Annotated in this window: 1 protein-coding gene and 1 pseudogene; both read right to left on the bottom strand. The window is 41.6% G+C overall.

Features of this window, described 5'->3' with window-relative positions; genetic code table 11:
- Positions 1-128: 128 nt before the first annotated feature.
- Positions 129-380 (bottom strand): helix-turn-helix domain-containing protein, encoded by a 252-nt coding sequence (locus R7Q09_RS24790; RefSeq protein ID WP_318143776.1) that lies wholly within the window; start codon positions 378-380, stop codon positions 129-131.
- Between the two features lie 358 nt (positions 381-738).
- A pseudogene (locus R7Q09_RS24795) lies at positions 739-851 on the bottom strand (GGDEF domain-containing protein); the annotation flags it as partial.

Raw genomic sequence — 851 nt, forward strand, 5'->3', positions numbered from 1 at the left:
TCTATCAGATGTCTTTATTAACCCAAGGGACAACGATAGCCTCACAGATTCCTTTTCTGGGACAGATTGAACCGAACAGATAAGCATACTCAAATTGTTGTTTCTCGGCTCTTGGGCGAGCTGCTTTTTCAGTCCATAAGTGTGTTGTCGTGTTTTGAGCGGGAAGTTATCCATGAAAAGCCCATGTGGTCGGGCAGGTAATAGATAGAGTTAGGGTGGTAGTGCTCGCCAAATTCTTTCATGATATAAGCGTGGATGTCGGAACCAGTCAGTTCTCCGTCTTGTGTACCATTGGCTTTATCTTTTATATATTGACTCAATTGTTCTCTTTGCTCGGAAGTTAAGAATGGTGGTCTTCCTGTTCTTGGCTTTTCTTGCAGTCCTTCCGGCCCTTCTTCAAGAAAGGTTTAAACCTACTTATTGATACTAGTTCGGCTTACCTTGAGAAACTTGACGATTTGTGTGCGCTAGTGTCCATCTTTGAAATGAGCAAGGGTCAGTGGCCTCATTTTCATCTGAATGGATTTTTGCTGACTTGCGAGCTTTTTAAAGTCGATATTAAGGATGTCATGATGGTGGTTTAGGTCGATAAATAGCGAACAGATATAGAGCACTTTTTACTAATAGTTATAAGGGTTTTAGATAAGCGAGTTTTTAGCGATGTTATTGTGGGGAGTGCGTAGGGCGGAGGTTTCTTAGTAAAGAGGCTATTGTGGTCAGAAAGGGGGGAACTTATATTTAAGAAACTCTTTGTATTTTTAAGTGACCGGCTTGATAAAGCTTAAGATCTGGCAGGTTTTCGTAAGCTAGGGTGACTTGATTGCGTCCTGAGTGCTTTGAATAGTACATCG

The organism is Vibrio sp. 2130-1 (genome assembly GCF_033339515.1).